Source organism: Salipiger sp. PrR003 (genome assembly GCF_010500785.1).
GTDB classification, from domain to species: domain Bacteria; phylum Pseudomonadota; class Alphaproteobacteria; order Rhodobacterales; family Rhodobacteraceae; genus Salipiger; species Salipiger pacificus_A.
This window is the reverse complement of the sequence record NZ_JAAGOV010000054.1, coordinates 234,127-250,371: the sequence shown is the minus strand read 5'-3', so window position 1 is coordinate 250,371 and position 16,245 is coordinate 234,127. Positions and strand designations below refer to the sequence as shown.

The 16,245-nt window shown below is 67.3% G+C and carries 16 protein-coding genes and 1 pseudogene; 13 read left to right on the top strand and 4 right to left on the bottom strand.

Annotated elements, in window-relative coordinates; genetic code table 11:
- Together G0D83_RS20610 and G0D83_RS20605 are read right to left on the bottom strand one after the other, a co-directional pair.
- Positions 1-1,562: pseudogene (locus tag G0D83_RS20610) on the bottom strand (chromosome segregation protein SMC); the annotation flags it as partial.
- On the bottom strand, positions 1,559-2,695 hold the full coding sequence (locus G0D83_RS20605; RefSeq protein WP_164196587.1) for a metallophosphoesterase: 1,137 nt from the start codon (positions 2,693-2,695) through the stop codon (positions 1,559-1,561). The pseudogene G0D83_RS20610 and the gene G0D83_RS20605, both read right to left, overlap by 4 nt.
- Positions 2,696-2,921: 226 nt before the next feature.
- Here G0D83_RS20605 and G0D83_RS20600 point away from each other — a divergent pair, with 226 nt between their 5' ends.
- The 8 genes from G0D83_RS20600 to G0D83_RS20565 are packed head-to-tail and all read left to right on the top strand — an operon-like array spanning position 2,922 to position 8,943.
- On the top strand, positions 2,922-3,101 hold the full coding sequence (locus G0D83_RS20600; RefSeq protein WP_164196586.1) for a hypothetical protein: 180 nt from the start codon (positions 2,922-2,924) through the stop codon (positions 3,099-3,101).
- Positions 3,101-3,259: a hemin uptake protein HemP gene (gene hemP, locus G0D83_RS20595; RefSeq protein ID WP_370457288.1), complete on the top strand. Its 159-nt coding sequence runs from the start codon at positions 3,101-3,103 to the stop codon at positions 3,257-3,259. The genes G0D83_RS20600 and hemP overlap by 1 nt, the downstream gene beginning before the upstream one ends.
- Before the next feature lie 54 nt (positions 3,260-3,313).
- The gene (locus G0D83_RS20590) at positions 3,314-4,576 is read left to right on the top strand and encodes an imelysin family protein (RefSeq protein WP_164196585.1); all 1,263 of its coding nucleotides are present in this window, start codon (positions 3,314-3,316) and stop codon (positions 4,574-4,576) included.
- Positions 4,577-4,590: 14 nt separating this feature from the next.
- Positions 4,591-4,887: a bacterioferritin-associated ferredoxin gene (locus tag G0D83_RS20585; protein ID WP_108965185.1), complete on the top strand. Its 297-nt coding sequence runs from the start codon at positions 4,591-4,593 to the stop codon at positions 4,885-4,887.
- The gene (bfr, locus tag G0D83_RS20580) at positions 4,835-5,320 is read left to right on the top strand and encodes a bacterioferritin (protein WP_108965186.1); all 486 of its coding nucleotides are present in this window, start codon (positions 4,835-4,837) and stop codon (positions 5,318-5,320) included. The genes G0D83_RS20585 and bfr overlap by 53 nt, the downstream gene beginning before the upstream one ends.
- Positions 5,280-6,854: a di-heme oxidoredictase family protein gene (locus G0D83_RS20575; RefSeq protein WP_164196584.1), complete on the top strand. Its 1,575-nt coding sequence runs from the start codon at positions 5,280-5,282 to the stop codon at positions 6,852-6,854. The genes bfr and G0D83_RS20575 overlap by 41 nt, the downstream gene beginning before the upstream one ends.
- Positions 6,855-7,862, top strand: a complete 1,008-nt coding sequence (locus G0D83_RS20570) for an imelysin family protein (RefSeq protein WP_164196583.1) — start codon at positions 6,855-6,857, stop codon at positions 7,860-7,862.
- A 4-nt stretch (positions 7,863-7,866) separates the two neighbouring features.
- Positions 7,867-8,943, top strand: coding sequence for a DUF1513 domain-containing protein (locus tag G0D83_RS20565; RefSeq protein ID WP_164196582.1), 1,077 nt, complete (start codon positions 7,867-7,869; stop codon positions 8,941-8,943).
- Positions 8,944-9,065: 122 nt separating this feature from the next.
- Here the strand turns inward: G0D83_RS20565 and G0D83_RS20560 are convergent, their stop codons facing one another.
- Complete coding sequence (locus G0D83_RS20560) at positions 9,066-9,614, bottom strand: peroxiredoxin (RefSeq protein WP_108965190.1); 549 nt, start codon at positions 9,612-9,614, stop codon at positions 9,066-9,068.
- Positions 9,615-9,895: 281 nt separating this feature from the next.
- Between G0D83_RS20560 and lipA the strand changes: the two genes are divergently transcribed.
- A complete protein-coding gene (lipA, locus tag G0D83_RS20555; protein ID WP_164196581.1) occupies positions 9,896-10,846 on the top strand; it encodes a lipoyl synthase in 951 nt (316 codons plus the stop codon).
- A 181-nt stretch (positions 10,847-11,027) separates the two neighbouring features.
- On the opposite strand, the gene G0D83_RS20550 is transcribed toward lipA, so the two are convergent.
- A complete protein-coding gene (locus G0D83_RS20550) occupies positions 11,028-11,456 on the bottom strand; it encodes a hypothetical protein (RefSeq protein WP_164196580.1) in 429 nt (142 codons plus the stop codon).
- Positions 11,457-11,888: 432 nt separating this feature from the next.
- On the opposite strand from G0D83_RS20550, the gene G0D83_RS20545 reads away from it, so the two are divergent.
- From G0D83_RS20545 to fabF, 4 genes are all read left to right on the top strand, one after another.
- Positions 11,889-12,587 carry a YoaK family protein gene (locus G0D83_RS20545; protein WP_164196579.1) on the top strand — a complete coding sequence of 233 codons (699 nt, stop codon included), beginning with the start codon at positions 11,889-11,891 and terminating at the stop codon, positions 12,585-12,587.
- A 123-nt stretch (positions 12,588-12,710) separates the two neighbouring features.
- Positions 12,711-13,994 (top strand): DUF3422 family protein, encoded by a 1,284-nt coding sequence (locus G0D83_RS20540; protein ID WP_164196578.1) that lies wholly within the window; start codon positions 12,711-12,713, stop codon positions 13,992-13,994.
- An 85-nt stretch (positions 13,995-14,079) separates the two neighbouring features.
- Positions 14,080-14,874 (top strand): glycosyl transferase, encoded by a 795-nt coding sequence (locus G0D83_RS20535; protein WP_164212996.1) that lies wholly within the window; start codon positions 14,080-14,082, stop codon positions 14,872-14,874.
- 111 nt (positions 14,875-14,985) lie between these two features.
- On the top strand, positions 14,986-16,245 hold the full coding sequence (gene fabF, locus G0D83_RS20530; RefSeq protein WP_164196577.1) for a beta-ketoacyl-ACP synthase II: 1,260 nt from the start codon (positions 14,986-14,988) through the stop codon (positions 16,243-16,245).

Here is a 16,245-nt window from a genome sequence, read left to right as displayed (position 1 = left end):
GCGGCGCGGGTTTCCTGCAGCTGGGCTTGCGCCCTGCGGCGGGCACGGGCTGCCTCGCGCGCGCCCTCGGGACTGTCGCAGCCTGTGGCGGCGAGTGCGGCTGCCAGGGCCTCGCGCGCCTCGTCCAGCGCGCCGGTCTGCGCGGCGGCGCCGGGATCGAGCGACAGGCGGCCGATGCCGGGCAGCTCGAGCGTTGCGGGTCCATCGAGGGGGCGCTCGCTGGCATCGGGCAGGGGCGTGCCGTCGAGCAGCACCTCGGCAGCGCCGGGGGCGTAGTCAAGCCGCAGCTTGGGGGCGGTGCGGGCGTGGAGTTCCTCTTGCACGCGCAGTTCGGTCAGCGCGCGGTCGAGCGACTCCATCGCTGCTGTGTCCGGGCCGCGCTGCGCTGCGGTGTTCGCGGCCTGCTCGGCCTGCGCCAGGGTGCGCGCCTCGGTCAGGCGCTTTTCCAGCGCCGAGCGCTCGGCCTTCACCCGCGCCTGCTGCGCCGCCTCCTGCGCGGCGGCCTGATCTTTCTGCGCGGCGCGCTGCGCGGCGCGGGCTGCGTCGCGGGTGGTGGTCGCCTCGGCCAGCTTTGTCTTCGCGGCGGTGGCGGTCGCGCTGGCCTCTGCCTCTGTCTCGACAAGCCCCGCAAGCCGGGTCTCGGCCTCGGCGACGGCGGCGCGGGCGCGGGTGAGCGCCACGGCTCTCTCGGCGGCGGCGTCGCGGCGCGCCTCGAGCGCGGCGACCTGTTCAGCGGCGCGTTTCTGGCGCTCGGCAAAGGCGCGGGCGGTCTCGGCGGCGGCGCGCGCCTCGGTGAGCCGCGCCTCGCGGGCGGCCTGCGCCTCGGGGTCCTGCAGCTCGGAAAGCTCGCTGCGCAGCCGGCGGCGGTCGGCGATGGCCTGCTCCAGCGCCTGTGCAGTGTCGGTCAGCGTGTCGCGCCGGGCGCTCAGCTCCGCCACCTCGTCCTCGGCGGCCTTCAGTGGCCCTCCCGCCTTGGGTTTGCCCGAGGCGGTGACCAACTCGGCAAGCGCGGCCTCGGTCTGAGCCAGCGCGCGATCCATCCGGCGGCCGCCGGTCAGCGCCTCGACCTCGCCCGCAACCGAGGAGAGAAGGTCGCGCCGGGCCTTGTGGGCATGGTCCTGCTCGCGCCTCTCGCCCTGGTCGAGCGCCACAAGCCCTTGCCGCACCCAGAGCAGCCCCGCGGGGCCCCCGTCCTCGGGCGATTGGGTGAGGGCCGAGAGCCACTCTTCCGCCGCCTCGCCCTTGGCGACGAGGCGGGTGCCCTCGTGGACCTCTGCCATGGGGCGCGAGAGCCAGCGCTTGGTGAGCCGGTAGCGGCGGCCGTCATCCTCGATCTCGGCAGAGACCATGGGCGCGCCGCCTGCGTGCGGGCGCAGCGCGGAGATTTCCTTAGCGCGGCTGCGGTGCGGGACAAAGAACAGCGCCTGCAGCGCATCGAAGAGCGTGGATTTGCCGTCCTCGTTGGGCGCGGACAGCACGTTGAGACCGGGGCCGAAGCCCTGCACCGTCACCGGGCGGGCAAAGCGGCGGACGTCCGAGAGGGTGACCGAAAGCAGCTTCATGTCTTGCCCTCCTGCAGCAGCCCGTAGAGGCGGTTCAGCGCTGCGGAGGCGACGGCGCGCTCGCGCGCGGCGGCGTCGGTGTCCTCGGCCGCCTCGGCCAGCCGCTCGGCGGCGATGCGCAGCGCTCCGGCGCGGTCGATGGCATCAAGGTCCGACAGCTCGTGCTCGGTGCCAAGCGCGGTCGTGTCGAGCTCGAAATAGCCGAAGTCGGGGGCGACCTCGCGGGCGGCCTCTTCCAGAGCGGCGCGCCCGGCGAGCGTGGTGCGACCCTCGGCGCGCAGGCGCAGCAGGTGGTCGCGGCGGGCCGCACGGCCCTCGGGCAGGGCGTCGTGCAGGGCCTGGGCCGCGTCCTGAACGGGCAGCAGCGGCAGGGCGATGTCCTGCCAGTGGTAGAGGCCGGTCTCGATGGAGTCGATCCGGGGAGGCTCGCCGGGGCCGGTGAGGGTGATCGAAAGGCAACCGCCGCGGCCCTCGTGACGGAAGCCGTCGCGCTCGGGCGTGCCGGAGTAACGGGTGCGCGGGCCGAGGGCGATCTGCCCATGCCAGTCGCCGAGCGCGAGGTAGTCCAGACGGGCGCTCTCGGCCCGGTCGGGCGGAATCACCTCGGAGGCGCGGGCGTCGTCCTCGTCGAAGCTGCGCACGGCGCCATGCGCGAGACCGATGCGCAGCGCGCCTTCGGGTGTCTCGGCGGCGGGCATCCAGGCGGTGAGATCGTAGCCCGGGAACTTCCGAGGCAGGGGCGCGGGCAGCAGCCAGGCGCCGGGCGCCATCTCGATCGGTTCGGCTGTGTCCAGCAGGCGCAGGTTGGCGGGGGCGCGGGCGGCGACCTCGGACCAGAGTGCCTCGGCCCCGAGGCTGTCGTGGTTGCCGGGCAGCACCCACCAGGTGAGGTCTTCCTCGGCTCCGAAGGCATGGAGCGCCTGCACGAGCACCCGCGGGCTCGGGGTGGGCGTGTCGAAGAGATCCCCGGCGATCAGCACATGCGCCGCGCCCGCCGCGCGGGCGGCGCCCGCGAGCCGCGGGATCGCGCCGTGGCGTGCCTCGGCAAGATGCGGACGGATCTCCTCGGGCATGGCGGCGAAGCGCCGGCCCAAGTGAAGGTCGGAGGCGTGGATGAAGCGGAAGTCGGCCATGATGTCCCCTTTGCGCAAGTGATTGCGCATCTCATCGGCGACCGCAACGCGAACAGGGTACAATTTCGCCGGGACTTCTGAACTTGTGATGTCCGACGAAATTTGTCGGATTGACAAACCCGATCTATTTGCTCAGTTTTGTCCGCAAGCAAGCCACCTCGTGCCGATTACGATCCGGTGCCCGGGGGAGCCGACAGTCGAAGCCACTGGAAGAGAAGGGGCCGTCGTGAAGCACGAGATCGGGTATTCGACCGCGGCCGAGGCCTGCGCGGCGCGGGCCGACCTTCTTGCCATGGTCTTCGGTGCCTTCTGGCCGGCGGAGGGGGCGCTCGAGGCGCTTCTCGACCGCGTGGAAAATTCGCGCGACGAGCCGCAGGCGCGTTCCGCACGAGGAGTGAGACAATGATGATTGACCGGTTCAAAACCGACGTAGCACAACCCGTAATTCCGCGTCACGATGCGCGCCTGCTGACCGAGAGCGGCAACCTTGCCGAGATCGAACTCGATGGGCAGGTCTACACGCTGCGCATCACCAAGGCGGGCAAGCTGATCCTGACCAAGTAAGACGTCGCCGCCAGCCGCAACACCAATAATAAAGCCACGAGGGGACAGACCTAGATGAAATTCCTGACCACATCCGCACTCGCGCTGACCATCGCCGCTCCGGCGCTGGCCGCGACCGACAAGGCCGCTGTCATCGAGACCTACGCGAACATCGCGCAGGCCGGTTACGAGGACAGCCTGAGCACCGCCAAGGCGCTGCAGGACGCGGTAGCCGCGCTGATCGCCGCGCCGTCCGAGGACACGCTGGCGGGCGCGCGCGAGGCCTGGCTGGCTGCGCGCAACCCCTACCAGCAGACCGAGGTCTTCCGCTTTGGCAACCCGATCGTCGACGCGTGGGAAGGCAAGGTGAACGCTTGGCCGCTGGACGAGGGTCTGATCGACTACGTGGACGAAAGCTACGGCGGTGCCTCGGACGAAAACCCCTTCGCGGCCTCCAATGTGATCGCCAACCCGACGCTGGAGCTGGCGGGTCAGGAAGTCGACGCGTCGCTGATCACGCCCGAGCTGATCGCCGACACGCTGAACGAGGCGGACGGCATCGAGACCAACGTGGCGCGCGGCTATCATGCCATCGAGTTCCTGCTCTGGGGACAGGACCTCAACGGCACCGAGCCGGGCGCTGGGGATCGTCCCTATACCGACTACGTCGTCGGTGATGACTGCACCGGCGGCAACTGCGACCGCCGCGCGGCCTATCTTACGTCTGTCACCCAGCTGCTGGTCTCGGACCTCGAGGAAATGGCGGCGAACTGGGCCGAGGGCGGCGCGGCGCGCGAAGAGGTCAGCGCCGATGCCGACGCGGGCATCGTGGCAATGCTGACCGGCATGGGCTCGCTTTCCTACGGCGAGCAGGCGGGCGAGCGCATGCGCCTCGGGCTGATGCTCAACGACCCCGAGGAAGAGCATGACTGCTTCTCGGACAACACCCACAACTCGCACTTCTACGACGGCAAGGGCATCCAGAACGTCTATCTCGGCAGCTACACCCGCGTCGACGGCAGCACCGTCGAGGGCGCGTCGCTGAGCGATCTGGTGTCCGAGACATCGCCGGAGCTCGACGCCGAGATGAAGGCCAAGCTCGACGCCACGATGGCCGCGCTCGGTGCGATCAAGACCGCTGCCGAAGAAGAGGGCTTTGCCTATGACCAGATGCTCGAGGCGGGCAACGAGAAGGGCGAGGCGCTGATCATGGGCGGCGTCAACGGTCTTATCGACCAGACCCGGACCATTGAGCGCATCGTGACCTCTCTGGCGCTCGAGGGCATCGAGTTCGAAGGGTCCGACAGCCTCGACAGCCCCACCTCCGTCTTCCAGTAAAAAGGACCGGAACGATGATCGTCTGCCACTGCATGGGTATCTCGGATCGCGACATACATGCGGCGATCGACTGGATGCGGCACTCCGACCCGCAGACGATCATCACGCCCGGAAAAATTTACCACGCCTTGGGTAAAGCTGCCGATTGCGGGGGGTGCATGCCGCTGTTCTTGCAAACCATGCGACGCAACGACAATCTGGAGGTACCCATGCACCTGCGCAACCTGCGCGGAGGCAGATCAACACAGGAAGGCGCTTATGAAGGGCGACGAGAAAGTCATCGAGTACCTCAACAAGGCACTGCGTTCTGAACTCACCGCGGTCAGCCAGTACTGGCTGCACTACCGGCTGCAGGAGGACTGGGGGCTTGGCCACATGGCCAAGAAGAGCCGCGAGGAAAGCATCGAGGAGATGCACCATGCGGACAAGCTGATCACCCGGATCATCTTCCTCGGCGGTCACCCCAACCTGCAGAAGCTCGACCCGCTGCGCATCGGCCAGACTCCCAAGGAGACGCTCGAGGCCGATCTCGCCGCCGAGCAAGAAGCCCGCGCGCTCTACAAGGAAGCCCGCGAGTACTGCAATTCCGCCGGCGACTACGTCACGATGAAACTCTTCGAGGAGTTGCTGATGGACGAGGAAGGGCATATCGACTTCCTCGAGACACAGTTGGACCTCTACGAAAAGCTCGGAGAAGAACGCTATGCGCTTCTCAACGCGTCCAAGATGGACGAAGCCGAGTAGCCTCGCGCTCTGCGCCGCCCTCGCGGGCGGCGCGTCCCTTGCTGCCGAGGGCTCACCCGCTGACGGGATAGCGCCCGGGCTGCAGGACCTGCATCTTCACATCCTTCCCCGCACCGAGGACGAGAGCAAGCGCATCGCCGCGGTGACCGCCTGGGCGCAGGACTTCTCGGCCCCCGAGCAGTTCGAGGAGCTGCCCGCAGGGGCGGCCACCGTGCGCCCTCTGCGCAGTGCCGAGGCCTTTTCGCAGCCCTCGGGCAACATGGAGTTCGACCGCGAGCTCGAGTTCAAGGTGGGCAACGGGCTCTTTCGCAAGCTCTGGGTGTCCTCGCCCTCGTCGACCCGCGCGTCGGACGGGCTGGGGCCGCTCTACAACGCGCGTGGCTGCCAGAACTGCCACTTGAAGGACGGGCGCGGCCATCCGCCTGCGGGGCCGGACGACGGCGCGGTGTCGATCTTCCTGCGGGTCTCGGTGCCCGCCGATCCCGGTGCCGAGATGCCGCGGATCGCCGAGTGGATCGCCACTGACCCCGACCCGGTCTACGGCACCCAGATCCAGGATTTCGCCACCGTCGGACAGGGCGGCGAGGCGCGCTTCGAGGTGAGCTACGAGGAACGCCCGGTGCCGCTTTCGGGCGGCGAGAGCGCCTCGCTGCGGGTGCCCAGCTACGCGGCGGGTGATCTCGCCTATGGCCCGCTCGGCGAAGGGGCCATGCTCAGCCCGCGCGTCGCGCCGCAGATGATCGGCCTTGGCCTGCTCGAGGCGATCCCGGCGCAGGACATCCTCGCGCTGGCAGACCCCGAGGACGCGGATGGCGATGGCATTTCCGGCCGCGCCGCGATTGTCTGGTCGCTGGAGCACGATGCCCCCATGCTTGGGCGCTTTGGTCACAAGGCGGGGATGGCGACGATCCGCGAGCAATCCTCGGCAGCCTTTGCCAGCGACATCGGCATCTCGACGCCGCTGCATCCCGACAAGTGGGGCGATTGCACCGCCGCACAGACCGCCTGCCGCGCGGCGCCGGGGGGCGACGATCCCGAGCGCGGCGGCTTCGAGGCGGATAGCACGGCGCTCGAGCTGGTCACCTTCTACAGCCGCAACCTCGGCGTGCCGGCGCGGCGCGACGTGGACGACCCGCAAGTGCTGGAGGGCAAGCGCGTCTTCTACGAGACCGGCTGCCCCGCCTGTCACACCCCGAAATTCGTCACCCACAGGCTCGACGCTCAGCCCGAGCAGAGCTTCCAACTGATCTGGCCCTATTCCGACATGCTGCTGCATGACATGGGCGAGGGGTTGGCGGACCATCGCCCCGAGGGCCGCGCCACGGGGCGCGAATGGCGCACCGCGCCGCTCTGGGGCATTGGCCTCACCCAGCGGGTGAGCGGCCACACCACCTATCTGCACGACGGACGGGCCCGCAGCCTGCTGGAGGCGATCCTCTGGCATGGCGGCGAGGCCGAAACGCAGCGTGGCAAGGTGGTTTCCATGGTGCCGGCGGACCGCGCGGCGCTGATCCGGTATCTGGAGAGTTTGTGAATGAAGACCAGCCTGACCCTTTGCGCCGCCCTGCTGGCGGTGCCCCTTGCCGCGCCGCTTGCCGCCCCTGCCGGAGCCGGTGTGCCCGAGGCCCTGAGCGCGCATATCCTGCCCGCCTTCGCCGGCTTCGCGCAGGCCACCGAAACGCTCGCCGGTGCGGCGCAGGCCGATTGCACCGCCGCGTCGCTGCAGGACCTCTGGATGCATGCCTTCGACATGTGGAACGCGGTGGCCGACATCCACATAGGCCCTTCCGAGACCGGGGCGCTGCCCGTGGCCTTCTGGCCCGACAGCCGCGGCTTCACCCCCAAGACGCTGAAGCGGCTGATCGCGGGCGAGGAAGAGATCGGCCGCGATCCGGTGGCCTACGGCGATGTCTCGATCGCCGCGCGCGGGCTCTACCCGCTGGAGTACATGCTCTACGATCCGGAGTTCTCGGACTACGAGAAGGGCAGCTATGCCTGCACGCTGGTGCAGACCATGACCCGCGATCTCGCCCGTCAGGCGGCGTCTCTGGATGCCGGCTGGGAGGGGCAGTTCGCCGACGTGCTGCGCACCGCCGGGCAGGAGGGCAACGCCACCTACATGGCCGAGGACGAAGCGATCCGGGCGCTCTACACGCAGATCCTCACCGGGCTCGAGTTCACCGCCGACACACGCCTTGGCCGGCCCCTCGGGACCTTCGAGCGGCCGCGCCCGACCCGCGCCGAGGCCTGGCGCTCGGGCCGCAGCCTGCGCAACGTGCTGCAGGATTCGCAGGGCGCCTACGACATGGCCGCCGCGCTTGCCGATTGGGAGCTTCCGCAGAGCAAGGCGGCGCTTGAGCGGCTGTACGAGCTGGCGCAGCGGGTCGAGGATCCGAGCTTCCAGAAGGTCGACGACCCGACGGAGCGCCTGCACGTCGAGATCCTCCAGCAGCAGGTGCGCGCGCTGAGCGATGCCCTGGAGCTCGAGATCGGCACGCGGCTCGGCATCCAGCCGGGCTTCAATTCGGGCGACGGGGACTGATCACATGACAACACGGCGCTCTTTCATCGCCAGCCTTCTGGCCGTCTCTGCCGCCCCCGCGACCGGCTGGGCGGCGGTGGGCGACCCCACCTATCTGGCGGCGGCAAAGCAGGCCGACGGCAGTTTCGTGCTGATCGGCCTGCGCGAGGGCGGCGAGGAGGCCTTCCGCGTGCCGCTGCCGGCGCGCGGCCATGCCGCCTGCGCCCATCCCACCCGCGCCGAGGCCGTGGGCTTTGCCCGCCGCCCGGGCACCTACGCGCTGGTCATTGACTGCACGTCGGGCGAAGTGCTGCACGAGCTGAGTGCCCCCGAGGGCCACAGCTTCAACGGCCACGGCGCCTTTTCCGCCGACGGCACGGTGCTCTTCACCTCCGAGCAGGTGGCCGAGGGCAGCGCCGGGCGCGTCGGCATCTGGGACGTGGAGGCCGGCTACCGGCGGGTCTCGGATTTCCCGACCCATGGCCTTGGCCCGCATGAGCTGCGGCTGATGCCGGACGGGCAGAGCCTCGTCATCGCCAATGGCGGCATCCAGACCGATGCCTTCGACCGCAATCAGCTCAACATCGACACGATGCAGCCGAACCTCGCCTACGTGGGCCTTGACGGCGCGCTCTTGGAGATGGTCGAACTCGCGCCCGAGCTGCAGCAGAACTCGATCCGCCATCTTGCGCTGCGGCCCGACGGGCTGGTGGGCTTCTGCATGCAGTGGCAGGGCGAGGCGGGGGCGGCGACGCCGCTTCTGGGGCTGCACCGCCGGGGCGAGGCGCCGGTGCTCTGCGATGCGCCGCTCGAGGATGAGCTGGTGATGAAGGGCTACGCGGGCAGCGTCGCCTTCGCCGGCGAAGGGCGCGAGATCGCCATCACCTCGCCGCGCGGCGGGCGGATGCACCGCTTTTCGGAGACGGGAGATTTTCTCGGGGCGGTGTCGCGCACGGATGTTTGCGGGCTGGCAACCCACGACGGCGGGTACATGGCCAGCGACGGGCTCGGCGGGCTGATCCTGGTGCAGGGCGAGACGCCGAAGCCGCTGCGCCGGGCGGATGTGGCCTGGGACAATCACCTGGTGCGCATCTCGGGATGAATCCGCGCGCCCGATGGCTTTGACCTGGGGTCGGGCGGGGCTGGGCTGGACCGGGCGGGTGCAGCCCAAAATGAAAAAGCGGGCCGCAATGGCCCGCTTTCCGCATCGCTTCGGCGAAGGGCTTACGCCGCCGCTTCGCTCTTTGCGTTCGCCAGGTACTCCAGCAGGTTTTCCGGGCTCGACACGCCGTAGGGATCCTCGCCGTGGTTGTCGCACAGGCCGGGCTCTTCGAACCATGCCTCGACCACGCCGTCGTCGATGATCGCCGCATAGCGCCAGGAGCGCATGCCAAAGCCCAGGTTGTCCTTGTTCACCAGCATGCCGATGCGGCGGGTGAACTCGCCCGAGCCGTCGGGGATCACCTTGACCGCATCGAGGTTCTGCGATTTCGCCCATTGGTTCATCACGAAGCTGTCGTTGACCGACATGCAGTAGATCTCGTCGATGCCCTGCGCGCGGAAGGTCTCGGCGTTCTTTTCGAAGCCCGGCAGCTGGTAGGTCGAGCAGGTCGGGGTGAAGGCGCCCGGCAGCGAGAAGAGGATCACCCGCTTGCCCTTGAAGTAATCCGCCGTGGTCATGTCCTGCCAGCGGAAGGGGTTCGGGCCTTCGAGGGACTCGTCGCGGACGCGGGTACGGAAGGTGACATTGGGCAGTGCAACGCCGGTTCTCATTCTGGTGTCCTTTCAGAAACAATCAAAGTCGGGTCTCTTCCCTTGAGGTGGGGATAGGAGGGCCGAGCGGCGGGCGCAAGCAGAAGCCTGGGGTTGCGGCGCTGGCGGGCCCGGAATGGCCGCGGCCTGCCCGCCGATTGCGCTTTGCGCAGGATCGGCGTAGGGGAGGCGGCGATACGTGCAGTCCCGGCGGCGGGACCGAACCGGGGGCGGGGCTGGAACCTCTCGCGGAAGAGGTCTATCCTCCGGGGCAACCTGACCCACATCGCGGGGGAAACGCTTTGCGAGACCTGAAGATCCCGGCGCAGCGCCATCCGGAGAAGGCGCATCGTCCCGACAATGCCCAGCCCAAGAAACCGGACTGGATTCGCGTCAAGGCGCCCGGCGGCGCGGGCTACAACGAAACCCGCCGCATCATGCGCGAGAACAAGCTCGTCACCGTCTGCGAAGAGGCCGGCTGCCCCAACGTGGGCGAGTGCTGGAGCCAGGGCCACGCGACCATGATGATCATGGGCGATATCTGCACCCGTGGCTGCACCTTCTGCAACATCGCGACCGGCCGTCCCGAGACGCTCGACGTCTTCGAGCCCGGCCGGGTTGCCGACTCGGTTGCCAAACTGGGCCTGAACCACGTGGTGATCACCTCGGTGGACCGCGACGATCTCGACGACGGCGGGGCCGAGCATTTCGCCCAGACCATCCGCGCGATCCGGCACCGCTCGCCCGAGACCACCATCGAAATCCTGACGCCCGACTTCCTCAAGTCCAAGCCCGGCGCGCTGGAGACCGTAGTCGCGGCGCGCCCCGACGTGTTCAACCACAACCTCGAGACCGTGCCCGGCCTCTATCCCACCGTGCGCCCCGGCGCGCGTTACTTCCACTCGCTGCGCCTGCTGCAGCGGGTCAAGGAGATGGACCCGCATATCTTCACCAAGTCCGGCATCATGGTCGGCCTTGGCGAGGAGCGTCAGCAGGTCGTGCAGGTGATGGACGACATGCGCACCGCCGACATCGACTTCCTGACCATCGGCCAATACCTGCAGCCGACGCCAAAGCACCACCGGGTGGACCGCTTCGTCACCCCGGACGAATTCGCCTCCTACGAGAAGGCGGCCTTCGGCAAGGGGTTCCTGATGGTCTCGGCGACGCCGCTGACCCGCTCGAGCTACCACGCCGGCGACGACTTCGCGCGCCTGCGCGCCGCCCGCGAGGCGAAACTCGCCAACGGCTGAAGCGCCGGGCAGCGATTTCGAAAGACAGGGAGGGGCGGGGCCGAAAGGCCGCGCCCCCTTTTCTTTTGCCAGCTCCTTTGGCCTGCCAGCCACAGGGAGGCACCCGATATCCCCTGCAATTCGCTGCGGGACCAATAGACCCGCGAACGTCACAGGCGGTTAATTGGCAGGGGCGCGACTATTATCTTTCGCAGACGAGATCTCTCACGATGGATAGGTCGGTATATCTGTCGTAAAGCGTGATCATATAGCGGACGCTGGACATCGGCGGCTGGTCGCCATGCGACAGCGGATTGCGCGAAAAAGCCCCAAATACCGTCCCGGTCGCGTCGACCACGACAAGCCCGGCGCCTTTCGCGTTCCAGGGACTGTCCGGGCTGTATTTCGAGCCGAAGGGGCCATGGATGTTCCAGAGGCTTTTCGACAGGTGGCGCGAGCCATAGCTGCCCGTCTCGTTGCAAATGGAGTCCGGTTCCTGCGGGGCGCACGTCAGGCAGCCAGCAAATCTGGTCTGCGTGTCCGCGTCAAAAAGCAGGAGGTCGATATCCTTCGCTTCGACGAAGGAGGCCGCAAACATGAACAGGAGCGGCAAAATCTTTAATATGGCCATGCAACAAAACCCGAGGCACAGAAAACACAAACTAGCTTACCATATTAGAATTGAGCCTGACCGAGGGGCTGTCCATATTAATTTGGAGGAATGTGAATTGATATATGGAGTGGCGTAAATTTGCGACGCCGTTCCTGGTATTCAGGTTGCAACTTTTTGTCGCAGGGCGGAATTGGAGCTGCCTCGGAGCCGGTCTCGCGAGGGGCGGTTCGGGCGGGCGAAGGCAGCTGGAAAGCTTCCTGGGTGTAAGTATCCGTAACTGCTACGTAATTCAGATAGATTCCACGCCATTGCAGAAGCGGGAAATGCCGGGAAACAGCGGCAGGGGCCACGTCGCGCAGGACCTTCGGTCAGGCTGACCCGCCGCAAGGTCTTTGCGCTCCGCCACCGCGCGTCCTAGGATCCCGAGGTCACGAGGGGAATGGGTGAGACATGCTGATCCGGGTCGGGGATGATCGCAGCGGGGTCATCGATCTTTTTCTAGCCGGTCTGCTGTCGTCCGTCTCGGGCGCACTGAATGCGGTCGGCTTTCTTATCGCGGGGTCGTTCACCGCGAATATGACCGGCAATATCTCGGCCTTCGCTGATCACCTCGCAAGCGGCGCGGTCCTGCTGGCGCTGTCCTTCCTGGGGCTGGTGGCGGCCTTCATCTTCGGCGCGGGCTTGGCGGCGCTGGCGATCCAGACCGGCGAGGCGCGGGGGCGGCGGGGGATCTATGCGCAGGCCATCGCGGTCGAGGGCATGCTGGTCCTCGCCCTTGGAGCGTTGCTCCTGATCTGGCCCGCCGCGCCGCAGGCGCTGCTGGTCATCGTGCTGAGCTTCGTGATGGGTCTGCAGAACGCGGTGACGACGATGATCTCGCGGTCACGGGTGCGCACGACGCATGTCTCGGGGATGGCGACCGACATCGGCATCGGGCTGGCGGTGCTCTTCACCAATATCGGCGCGCGCTGTGACACGCTGGCGAAGCTGCGGCTGCACAGCCTGACGCTGGCTTGCTTCGCGGGGGGCGGCGTGCTGGGCGCGGTGCTCTTCGGCAGCGTCGGGGCTTGGCTCTTTGCCATCTGTGCCGCGGTGCTCCTGCTGATCTCGGTCCCCGAGGCGCTGCGGGCCCGCCGTGGGTGGGGCTGAACCGCCGCGGCACTTGAGGTTGTATACGAATGTATTCATTTAATTACCTGATATAGAAGGATTAATTCCTTTACATTACCTTGGGGCGCGATAGTGTCGCCGCACCATCCCGGAGCCACAGCAATGCCGCCGATCAAAGACCACCCGCTGCGCTACGAGCTTGCCAACGAGCTTCATGCCCGTCCTTTCCCCTCGCTCGACGTGCCCTGCCGGGCGGTTTATCTTGCGGTCAAACGCCCGCATGATGCCGCCTCGCGCGATCGCGACGAGGACATCGCGCATCTGATCGAGCTGCTCGACCGTCATGGCGCGCAGCATCCGAAGCCCGATGCGCGGCACTACGCCGGGCGGATCGGCAAGGCCGAGATCAAGTGGGAGCTGCACACCGAGTTCGTCACCTACACCGCCTTCCTGCCGGGACTCGGCGACGTGCCCTTCGATCCGCGCGACTTCGGCGTCTTTCCGGAGGACTGGCTCGCGGCGATGCCCGGCGTTCGGATGACCTCGGCGATGATCCGCATCGTCGAGCGTCCGGCCGATCCCGCGCGGATCAAGTCCGACCTCGCCGACTGGTTCGTCACCGACAGCGTCGCGGTGAGTTCCATGCTCGACGATGCGCTGGTGGCGGCGGGGGATTTCCATATCGACCCGGCGGGACACCAGCGCTTCGCCGTCTTCTCCAGCGAGACCACCGGCGCGCAGCGGGTGGGGCGCGTCGTGCAGCGGATCTGCGAGATCGAGGTCTACAAGACCATGGCCATGCTCGGCTTTACCCGGGTCAGCGCGATCCGCACCGATCTGACGCGGATCGACGAAAATCTCACCCGGCTTTCCACCGAGATGACCAGTGGCGCCACCCCCGAGGAAGAGGTGCTGAGGGCCTTGCTCGGGGTCTCGGCAGAACTCGAGACGGTACAGGCGCAAAGTGCCTTCCGTCTTTCGGCCACGGCCGCCTACGAAGCGCTGGTCAACCAGCGTATCTCGGTGCTTCGGGAAGAGCGCTTCGAGGGGCGGCAGACCTTCCGCGAGTTCATGGCGCGGCGCTTTGATCCGGCCATGCGGACCGTCAAGAGCAGCGAGAAGCGGCTGGCAGAGATGTCGGCGCGGGCGATGCGGGCGGGCGAGCTTCTGCGCACCAGCGTCGAGGTCAAGCGCTCGGCGCAAAACCAGGAAATCCTCGCCAGCCTCGACCGCCGCGCCGACCAGCAGCTGCAATTGCAGACCACGGTCGAAGGGCTCTCGGTGGTGGCGATTTCCTATTATGCCGTCTCGCTGGTGGGGTATCTGCTCTACCCGGTTTCCGAGGCGGTGGGGGTCTCGAAAGGCACGCTCACGGCTCTGGCCGTGGTGCCCGTGGCGCTGCTGGTCTGGGCGGGCGTCCGGCGAATCCGCCACTCGGTGCACTAGCGGCGACAGCGACTTTTCCCGCGAGAGGTTGGCACTTGCCCGCGCTTTGGTCTAAAGCGCAGGCAAGACCGACCCGGAGATCATCATGCGCGCCAATATCTTCTGCATCAAATGGGGCACCGCCTTTGGCCCGGAATACGTCAACCGGCTGTATTCCGGCGTGCGCCGCCACATGGACCGCCCGGTGCGTTTCTTCTGCATGACCGAGCACGCCGAGGGGCTGCACCCGGATATCGAAATCATCGACCTGCCGGTGGAACCTTTCGCCGAGCCCATGGCCGCAGCGCTTGCCGTGGCCAACCGACAGGGCGCGATGCGCAAGGTGTCGCTGTTCCGCCCCGGGCTCGTGCCCGACCTCGACGGGCCGGTGCTGGGCTTCGATCTCGATGTCGTGATCACAGGCCCGCTGGGCGAGCTCCACGATCTTGCGCCGGGCACCATCGCCATGCGCCACGACTGGACCGAAAAGCGCAAGGGACGGCCCACCGGCCACGGCTCGGTGTTCCGCTTCGATCCGGCGCGGCACGGGTTTCTCTACGAGGACCTTGCGGCGAACGCCTATGCCGAGGTCGAGAAAGCCCGCGGATCGGAACAGCGCTACACCTCGCACAAGGCGATGGATCGCGGAGTTTTCACATATATTCCGGACCCTTGGGTCGTTTCGTTCAAGTATGACTGCAACCCGTTCCCGGGCAATTGGCTGCATGCGCCGCGCCTCCCCGAGGATGCCCGCGTGGTCTGTTTCCACGGCCATCCCAAGATGTCCGAGGCGCTCGAGGGCTATAACGGAAGCTTCATCCGCCATTCCAAACCCTGCGACTGGCTGCGCGAGCATTGGATCGACCGGGCGCAGGCGGATCTCGGCGCAGACTGGGCCTGAGGGCATTCCGGGTCTAAACCCAGACCGAAATTAACCGTTATGCTTGCCGAGCAAGCCGCCCGCGCGGTATGAGCGGCGTCAACATTGGGAACTTGATAGAGAGGCAGAGCAATGCGTCGCGTTGTGGTTACCGGGCTGGGGCTTGTCACGCCGCTGGCGGATGGGGTCGAGAAAAGCTGGGAACGTATTCTGGACGGGCAATCGGGCGCCGGGCCGATCAAGGGCTTCGACACTGAGGGACTGACCACCACCTACGCCTGCGAAGTGCCGCTGGGCGACGGCTCTGACGGCACCTTCAATGCCGACACATACATGGAGCCGAAGGAACAGCGCAAGGTCGACACCTTCATCCTCTTCGGCATGGCCGCCGCGCAGCAGGCCGTAGAGGATTCCGGCTGGCTGCCGACCGAAAAGGAAGACCAGGAGCGCACCGGCGTTCTGATCGGCTCGGGCATCGGCGGGCTCAACTCGATCGCCAACACCGCCGTCATGATGCAGGAAAAAGGCCCGCGTCGCGTGTCGCCCTTCTTTGTGCCGGGCGCGCTGATCAACCTGATCTCGGGTCAGGTTTCGATCAAATACGGCTTCAAGGGACCGAACCACTCGGTGGTCACCGCCTGCTCGACCGGCGCGCATGCCATCGGCGACGCGATGCGCCTCATCAAGTACGGCGATGCCGACGTGATGGTCGCGGGCGGCGCCGAGGCGGCGATCTGCAAGATCGGCATCGCCGGCTTCAACGCCTGCAAGGCGCTGTCGACCAAGCGTGCCGACGATCCGACCAAGGCCAGCCGTCCCTATGACGCCGACCGTGACGGCTTTGTCATGGGCGAGGGCGCGGGCATCGTGGTTCTGGAAGAATACGAGCACGCCAAGGCACGCGGCGCGAAGATCTACGCCGAGGTGATCGGCTACGGCCTTTCGGGCGACGCCTACCACATCACCGCCCCGTCCGAGGACGGCGACGGCGCCCTGCGCTCGATGAGCGCGGCGCTGAAGTCGGCGAGCCTCGAGCCGGGCCAGATCGACTACATCAACGCCCATGGCACCTCGACCATGGCCGACACCATCGAACTCGGCGCGGTCGAAAAGCTGCTCGGCGATCACGCCGGCAATGTCACCATGTCGTCGACCAAGTCGGCCACCGGCCACCTGCTCGGCGCCGCCGGCGCCATCGAGGCGATCTTCTCGATCCTCGCGATCCGCGATCAGGTCGCGCCGCCGACCATCAACCTCGACAACCCGGCGGTCGAGACGCCGATCGACCTCGCGCCCAATGCCAAGCGCGCGCGCAAGATTGACTATGCGCTCTCCAACAGCTTCGGTTTTGGCGGCACCAATGCGAGCGTGATCTTCGGGAAGGTCAGCTGA

Coding starts and splice junctions, on each gene's coding strand:
- G0D83_RS20605 (WP_164196587.1), bottom strand. CDS start 2,695: ATGGCCGACTTCCGCTTCATCCACGCCTCCGACCTTCACTTGGGCCGG.
- G0D83_RS20565 (WP_164196582.1), top strand. CDS start 7,867: ATGACAACACGGCGCTCTTTCATCGCCAGCCTTCTGGCCGTCTCTGCC.
- G0D83_RS20585 (WP_108965185.1), top strand. CDS start 4,591: ATGATCGTCTGCCACTGCATGGGTATCTCGGATCGCGACATACATGCG.
- G0D83_RS20545 (WP_164196579.1), top strand. CDS start 11,889: ATGCTGATCCGGGTCGGGGATGATCGCAGCGGGGTCATCGATCTTTTT.
- G0D83_RS20540 (WP_164196578.1), top strand. CDS start 12,711: ATGCCGCCGATCAAAGACCACCCGCTGCGCTACGAGCTTGCCAACGAG.
- G0D83_RS20535 (WP_164212996.1), top strand. CDS start 14,080: ATGCGCGCCAATATCTTCTGCATCAAATGGGGCACCGCCTTTGGCCCG.
- G0D83_RS20575 (WP_164196584.1), top strand. CDS start 5,280: ATGCGCTTCTCAACGCGTCCAAGATGGACGAAGCCGAGTAGCCTCGCG.
- fabF (WP_164196577.1), top strand. CDS start 14,986: ATGCGTCGCGTTGTGGTTACCGGGCTGGGGCTTGTCACGCCGCTGGCG.
- G0D83_RS20570 (WP_164196583.1), top strand. CDS start 6,855: ATGAAGACCAGCCTGACCCTTTGCGCCGCCCTGCTGGCGGTGCCCCTT.
- G0D83_RS20550 (WP_164196580.1), bottom strand. CDS start 11,456: ATGGCCATATTAAAGATTTTGCCGCTCCTGTTCATGTTTGCGGCCTCC.
- G0D83_RS20560 (WP_108965190.1), bottom strand. CDS start 9,614: ATGAGAACCGGCGTTGCACTGCCCAATGTCACCTTCCGTACCCGCGTC.
- hemP (WP_370457288.1), top strand. CDS start 3,101: ATGATTGACCGGTTCAAAACCGACGTAGCACAACCCGTAATTCCGCGT.
- G0D83_RS20590 (WP_164196585.1), top strand. CDS start 3,314: ATGAAATTCCTGACCACATCCGCACTCGCGCTGACCATCGCCGCTCCG.
- bfr (WP_108965186.1), top strand. CDS start 4,835: ATGAAGGGCGACGAGAAAGTCATCGAGTACCTCAACAAGGCACTGCGT.